Origin of the sequence: uncultured Sphingomonas sp. (assembly GCF_946477935.1) — a bacterium.
Taxonomy (GTDB): Bacteria; Pseudomonadota; Alphaproteobacteria; order Sphingomonadales; family Sphingomonadaceae; genus Sphingomonas.
The window spans coordinates 1-6,060 of record NZ_CAMLAC010000224.1 but is presented as its reverse complement, the minus strand read 5'-3'; the positions used below and the strand labels follow the sequence as shown (position 1 = coordinate 6,060).

Here is a 6,060-nt window from a genome sequence, read left to right as displayed (position 1 = left end):
GCCCTGCGCGCGCAGGGCGGTCAGCACCGCCAGACCGTCCAGTTCCGGCAGGTTGCGATCGAGAATGATGGCGTCATGCACCCCGACCAATGCCGCGGTCAGCCCGTCGACGCCGGTCGCGGCATGATCGACGGCGTGGCCCAGCTCGGCCAGCCCGCGGCAGACATAGTCGGCGGTGGTGGCGTCATCCTCGACCAACAGCAATTTCACGTTCGAGCGGCCTTTTTACGGGGATGATCTGGCGGGGCGACGCGCAGGCCGCCCCGCCGGTTCCGGCTCACAGGCGAATCCCGACCGGGCGCCTATGCCGCCGCTTTCGCTTCGTCGCCGATGGTCAGCGTTACCGCGACCTGTTCGCCGTTCCTGAGGATGCGTACCGGCACCGCGCTGCCGATCCTGGCCTGACCGACCGCCTTGGCCAGTTCGCTGCCGGAATCGATCTGCGTCGTGCCGAAGCGGCGGATCACGTCGCCGCTCTGGATGCCGGCTTTCGCCGCCGCACCGCCCGGCTCGACCTGTGCGATCAGCGCGCCCTTGGCTTCGTTCAGGCCGAGCGCAGCCGCGGCATCGGGCGTGACATCCTGCAACGCGACACCGATCCGCCCGCGCGAGACATGGCCGTTCTCGGCGATCTGGAGCGCCACGTTTCGCGCCATCTTCGCCGGAATGGCAAAGCCGATGCCGACATTGCCGCCGCTGGGCGAGAAGATCGCGGTGTTGACGCCGACGACACGGCCGCTGCCGTCGAACAGGGGGCCGCCCGAATTGCCGCTGTTGATCGCCGCATCGACCTGCAGGAAGTCGTCATAGGGCCCGGCCCCAATCTCGCGCCCGCGCGCCGACACGATCCCCGAAGTCACCGTGTTGCCGAGGCCGAAGGGGCTGCCGACCGCGAACACGCTGTCGCCGACGCGGATATGGTCGCTGTCGCCCCAGCGGATCGGCTGGAAGCGGCCGCCGCCCTGGATCTTCACCACGGCCACGTCCGTCTTGGGATCGCGCCCGAGCACTTTGCCGGGCAGTTCGCGCCCGTCGGACAGTTGCACCGTCACGGTTTGTGCGCCGTCGACGACATGGTTGTTGGTGATGACCAGCCCCGAGGCATCGACGATGAAGCCCGATCCCAGCGCGCCGCCCTGCCGACCGGGGCGCTGCTGTTGCTGCTGCATGTCGGGAACCGCGAAACCGAACAGTTCGCCGAGGCGTGCGGCGAGATCATCCTGTCCCGGACCGAATGCACCGCCGTTGCCCCCACCCGCGAACTGGCGGACGGGCGCCTCGGGCTTGACCTGGATCTGCACCACGCTGGGGCCGACCGCTTCGACCATGTCGGCGAGCGAGGGATGGACCCCCGCCTCTGCAACGGCCGCTGGCCCCGACGCCTTTACCTGCGCCGTCGTGGCGGCAAGGGCGGGATGATCCGCCACGATCGCTCCGGCGGCGATACCGCCGATCGCGGTGGTGCCCAGAATAGCGGCGGCAAAGGCGGGACGGATGTTGAGAAAGCGACGGCTCGACATAACGGGACAGGCTCCAGAAGAGTTTCGGATCGAAGCCCTTCTGCCTGCCCAGTTTGACATCCATCTGAGACGAAGATGGAATCCATGTAATGTCCGGATGGCTGAAAACTGGTCTGTTTCAGTGGTTTGATCAATGGAGGTCATCGCCTCCACCAGATTTCCGATGCCGGTCCGGTCGTTGGGCGCTGAAGGCTCTCCGGCCATATCGGGGGGCGGGCCCGGCCTTATTCCAAAAAAATCTTTTCACTGCGATGCGTCGATTCACGCTTCATCTGCGTATCTGCTTCGTCAGAACACTGAAAGGGAGGTGGTGACGCCAAGCTTTGATGAGCCGCAGTCATGCGCAGGATCGGCCTTGGCTTTTGTGTTGTCGGCCAGCACTTATCACGTATTCCGCACACTTAGCGTCTATCTACATGCTATAAGCTCTGCGGAAATACCGCGGAGCTAAAGTTGTTTTGGTAAAAATAGTGGAATAAAAATCGTAAAAAACTAGATCAATCCATATTGTCAACTTGATTTCTGTTATGATATGCGCATGATCACCGAATAAGGTGATTAGGAGATGCGCAGTGAGCAGCCACAACGACTCGATAATCGATGCACTTGAATCGCGAGTTGAAAGGCGCAACGATCGCCGCGCTTTTTTTACTGCCGCTTTGGGTGCTGCCGCGGTAGGAACAGCCTTCGCATATGCCGATCCGGCAAAGGCACAGGCGGCGGTTACTGACGCCGACGTGCTCAACTTTGCGCTGAATCTCGAATATCTGGAAGCGCAATTCTATCTTTATGCCGTCAACGGCGCGGGTCTTTCGGCCGCTCAGACCGCGTCGGGTTCGGGTACGGCAGGGGGAACCGTAACCGGCGGTGCCCGGGTCGATTTTACGAGCGACCCGAATGTCGGCGCCTATGCACGCGAGATCGCCGCGGATGAGCTGGCGCACGTCCAGTTCCTGCGCACCGCATTGGGAAGCGCGGCCGTGGCGATGCCCAACATCAACATTTCCGGTGATGCCAATGGCCCGTTCACGGCCGCCGCACGGGCAGCGGGCGTGGTCGGGGCCACCGAGACCTTCAACCCTTACGCGAACCCGAACAACTTCCTGCTCGGTGCCTTCATCTTCGAGGATGTCGGTGTGACCGCCTATAAGGGTGCCGCGCCGCTTATCACCAACAAGACCTTTCTCGAGGCCGCAGCCGGCATTCTGGCCGTGGAGGCCTATCATGCCGCGATCGTCCGCACGACGCTGTACGCCAAGGGCATTCCGGCGCTGGTCGATGCCACGGAGAAGATCTCGAACGCGCGCGACTCGCTGGACGGCAGCCCGACCGAGGACCGCATCCGTGGTATCGCGCCGGATGACGATCAGGGTGTCGCCCCATCGGGCAGCGGCAACACGCTGACTTCGAACATCGCCCCGCTGAATGCCAACGGCCTGGCCTATAGCCGGACGCCTGGTCAGGTTCTGAAGATCGTCTACCTGAATTCCGCGACCACCACCATGGGCGGCTTCTTTCCCAATGGCGTGACCGGCAGCATCCGATCGACCACGTGAGCGTCCCGCCACGTCCAGATGCTCTGACCTATTTCTCTATTCGGGATGACTCTCATGATTGATCATCGCAAAGCGTTAGATATCCTTGCCGCAACCGACGCGCGTCGCTCGGCGCGTCGACAGTTCCTCAAGGTTGCGGGCGGCAGCACGCTGGCGCTTGGTGGCGCCGCCATGTTGTCCGGCTGCTTCGACTCCGGGGGGGACGATGCCCCGATGCCGACGCCGACCCCGACCCCGGCCCCGCCGGCGGTCACCGACAGCGACATCCTCAATCTGGCGCTGAACCTCGAATATCTGGAAGCGCAATATTACCTCTTCGCGGTCAACGGCGCGGGCCTTCCCGCCAGCCAGACCGCCAGCGGAACGGGTACGGCTGGCGGCACCGTGACCGGCGGTGCGCAGGTGAACTTCACCGGTGACCCGCTGATCGGCGCCTATGCCCGCGAAATCGCGGCGGACGAGGCCGCGCACGTCGCTTTCCTTCGCACCGCGCTCGGATCTGCGGCGATCGCCATGCCCAACATCAACATCTCGGGCGATGCCAATGGCGCCTTTACTGCCGCGGCGCGGGCCGCGGGCGTGATCGGGGCGAGCGAAACCTTCAACCCCTATGCCAACCCCAACAACTTCCTGCTCGGGGCCTATCTGTTCGAGGATGTCGGGGTCACCGCCTATAAGGGGGCGGCGCCGCTGCTGACGAGCAAGGTCTTCCTGGAAGCGGCGGCCGGCATCCTTGCCGCCGAAGCCTATCACGCCGGTCTGGTGCGCACGGTGCTGTACGCCCGGGGCGTCAGCACGGCCTCACTGCTGACGGCGGCGGGCCGCATTTCCGATGCGCGCGACGCGCTCGATCAGGGTGCCGATACCGACCAGGGTCTCACCACCGCTGCCGGAGCTGCCAACATCGTACCGGCCGACGAAAACGCGATCGCCTACAGCCGCAACAGCCGGCAGGTCCACAATATCGTCTATCTGAACGCCAATGGTGCGAATCTGAACGGGGGCGGCTTCTTCCCCAACGGGACCAACAACCCCAACCCGACGCTTCGCGTCGGCCTGCCCTGATCCTGTCTCGGGACGTCGTGGCAGGAGCGCGAGTGTCGCTCCTGCCAAGCGATGATGAAGCGACAATCGAGGAGGGGACCGCCGCGTCCCCTCCAACGCGGTATTGAAGGGAGTAGATGATGAAACTGACAGGGTTTATCGGCGCCGCGACGGCGCTCGTGATCGCCGCGCCAGTCGCGGCGCAGGACGGCGACAGGGGATTTAACGGCATCTATGTCGGCGCGGCGGGCGGCTATGACGTGCAGCCCAACGATGTCGGCTCCAGCGTGCTGTTCGACCGGAACCTGGACGGCCAGTATGGCGACGTGGTTCGCACCGGATCGGGCGCCAACGCCTTCTCCCCCGGCTTCTGCAACGGACAGGCGAGGAACCAGCTCAGCCCGGCGGCCGGCGGAACCTGCTCCAACGACAAGGACGACTGGGCCTATTATGGGCGTATCGGTGCCGACGCCCAGCGCGGAAGCATCGTGGTCGGCATCGTCGGCGAGTTCGGCACGACCAACATCACCGATGGCGTCACCGCCTTCTCCAGCACCCCGGCGAGCTATGTGTTCAACCGCGGCATCGACTGGGAAGCGGGTATCCGCGCACGCGCCGGCTTCACCCCGAACGACACGACCCTGTTCTACGGCACGTTCGGCCCCGGCTATGCCCGGATCGACCGTGCCTTCGGATCGACCAACACGACCAACACCTTCACCGGCAGCGGCAAGCGCAATCAGTTCGGTATCCAGGGTGGCGGCGGCATCGAGCAGCGGATCGGACAGCATCTGTCGATCGGGCTCGAATATGTCTATCACCAGTATCAGGACAACGACTACGTCGTTCGCGCAACCGGGGCGGCCGGCACGCCCTTCACGAACGCGGCCAATGGCGGAAGCACCTCGGGCACCGATTTCATCCGATCGGACGACAAGTTCCGGTGGCATTCGATGCGGGCAACGGTCGGCTTCCGCTTCTGATCGGCTGAACGTTCCGGCGCGTTCGGTTCGGGATGCATGATATGGGCCTGCCGGGGGTGGGCCCATATCGACCCGGCGGGGGGCGTCCGGATCATCATATCGACATGATCGCGGGATCGAGAGTTGAGAGAATCCGCGGCGTCAGGCGCTCAGCCCTTTACGCTGCCGCCAAGCAGCCCGGTCATGTAGTGCCGCTGTAGTGCCAGGAAGATCGCCAGCACGGGCAACGTCGTCACCACCGCGGCGGCCATCATCAGCTCGCCCTCCGCGGCATGTTCGCGGCCGATCGCGGCGACCGCGACGGGCAGGGTGTATTTGTCCTGGTCGGACAGGACGATCAGCGGCCAGAGGAAGTCGTTCCAGCTTCCCAGGAACAGGAACATCGCCAGCGTGATCACGATCGGCGACAGCAGCGGCAGCACGATGGCGGTGAAGATCCGCGCCTCGCTCGCGCCGTCCAGCCGCGCCGCGTCGATCATCTCGTCGGGAATGCCGAGTGCTGCCTGCCGAACGAACAGGATCGCGAAGATGCCCGCCAGGCTGGGCAGGATCACGCCGGCATAGCTGTTGACCAGCCCCACTTCCTTCAGGATCAGGAACAGCGGCAGCATCGCCACCTGTCCCGGCACGACCAGACTGATGACGAGCAGGCGCAGCAGTCGGGCGCGCCCTGAAAAGCGCAGCTTGGCAAAGGCATAGCCGGCAGGGACGGTCAGCAGCAATGCCAGCAGCGTGGCGAGCGCGGCGATGGCCAGACTGTTCCACAAGGCCGGCAGCACCCGGTAATCGAACCATGCGCCGTCGATCAGCCGGCGGACGAGCAGTTCGTGGTAATTCTCCCACGACCATCGGCTGGGCCAGAAGGGCGGGGGCGACTGGCTCGCCTCGCCCCGCGGCATGAAGGAGACGGTGACCATCCAGCCGAGCGGCAGCAGGGTGAGCAATGCCAGCACCGCG

At 64.6% G+C, this 6,060-nt stretch carries 6 protein-coding genes; 3 read left to right on the top strand and 3 right to left on the bottom strand.

What is annotated here, in order from left to right:
* On the bottom strand, positions 1-210 hold a 210-nt coding region (locus Q0U08_RS16980; protein ID WP_298092785.1), incomplete at its 3' end, for a response regulator.
* Between the two features lie 92 nt (positions 211-302).
* The gene (locus Q0U08_RS16975) at positions 303-1,520 is read right to left on the bottom strand and encodes a trypsin-like peptidase domain-containing protein (protein WP_298092783.1); all 1,218 of its coding nucleotides are present in this window, start codon (positions 1,518-1,520) and stop codon (positions 303-305) included.
* 572 nt (positions 1,521-2,092) lie between these two features.
* On the opposite strand from Q0U08_RS16975, the gene Q0U08_RS16970 reads away from it, so the two are divergent.
* The 3 genes from Q0U08_RS16970 to Q0U08_RS16960 all read left to right on the top strand — a co-directional run bounded on the left by Q0U08_RS16970 (position 2,093) and on the right by Q0U08_RS16960 (position 5,103).
* Positions 2,093-3,076 (top strand): ferritin-like domain-containing protein, encoded by a 984-nt coding sequence (locus tag Q0U08_RS16970; RefSeq protein ID WP_298092782.1) that lies wholly within the window; start codon positions 2,093-2,095, stop codon positions 3,074-3,076.
* A 54-nt stretch (positions 3,077-3,130) separates the two neighbouring features.
* A complete protein-coding gene (locus tag Q0U08_RS16965; RefSeq protein ID WP_298092780.1) occupies positions 3,131-4,141 on the top strand; it encodes a ferritin-like domain-containing protein in 1,011 nt (336 codons plus the stop codon).
* A 116-nt stretch (positions 4,142-4,257) separates the two neighbouring features.
* A complete protein-coding gene (locus Q0U08_RS16960; protein WP_298092779.1) occupies positions 4,258-5,103 on the top strand; it encodes a hypothetical protein in 846 nt (281 codons plus the stop codon).
* A 149-nt stretch (positions 5,104-5,252) separates the two neighbouring features.
* Here the strand turns inward: Q0U08_RS16960 and Q0U08_RS16955 are convergent.
* On the bottom strand, positions 5,253-6,060 hold an 808-nt coding region (locus Q0U08_RS16955), incomplete at its 5' end, for a carbohydrate ABC transporter permease (RefSeq protein WP_298092777.1).

What these genes read in the sequence shown, in the direction of transcription:
- Q0U08_RS16975 (WP_298092783.1), bottom strand. Translation starts at nt 1,520, where the DNA reads ATGTCGAGCCGTCGCTTTCTCAACATCCGTCCCGCCTTTGCCGCCGCT.
- Q0U08_RS16965 (WP_298092780.1), top strand. Translation starts at nt 3,131, where the DNA reads ATGATTGATCATCGCAAAGCGTTAGATATCCTTGCCGCAACCGACGCG.
- Q0U08_RS16960 (WP_298092779.1), top strand. Translation starts at nt 4,258, where the DNA reads ATGATGAAACTGACAGGGTTTATCGGCGCCGCGACGGCGCTCGTGATC.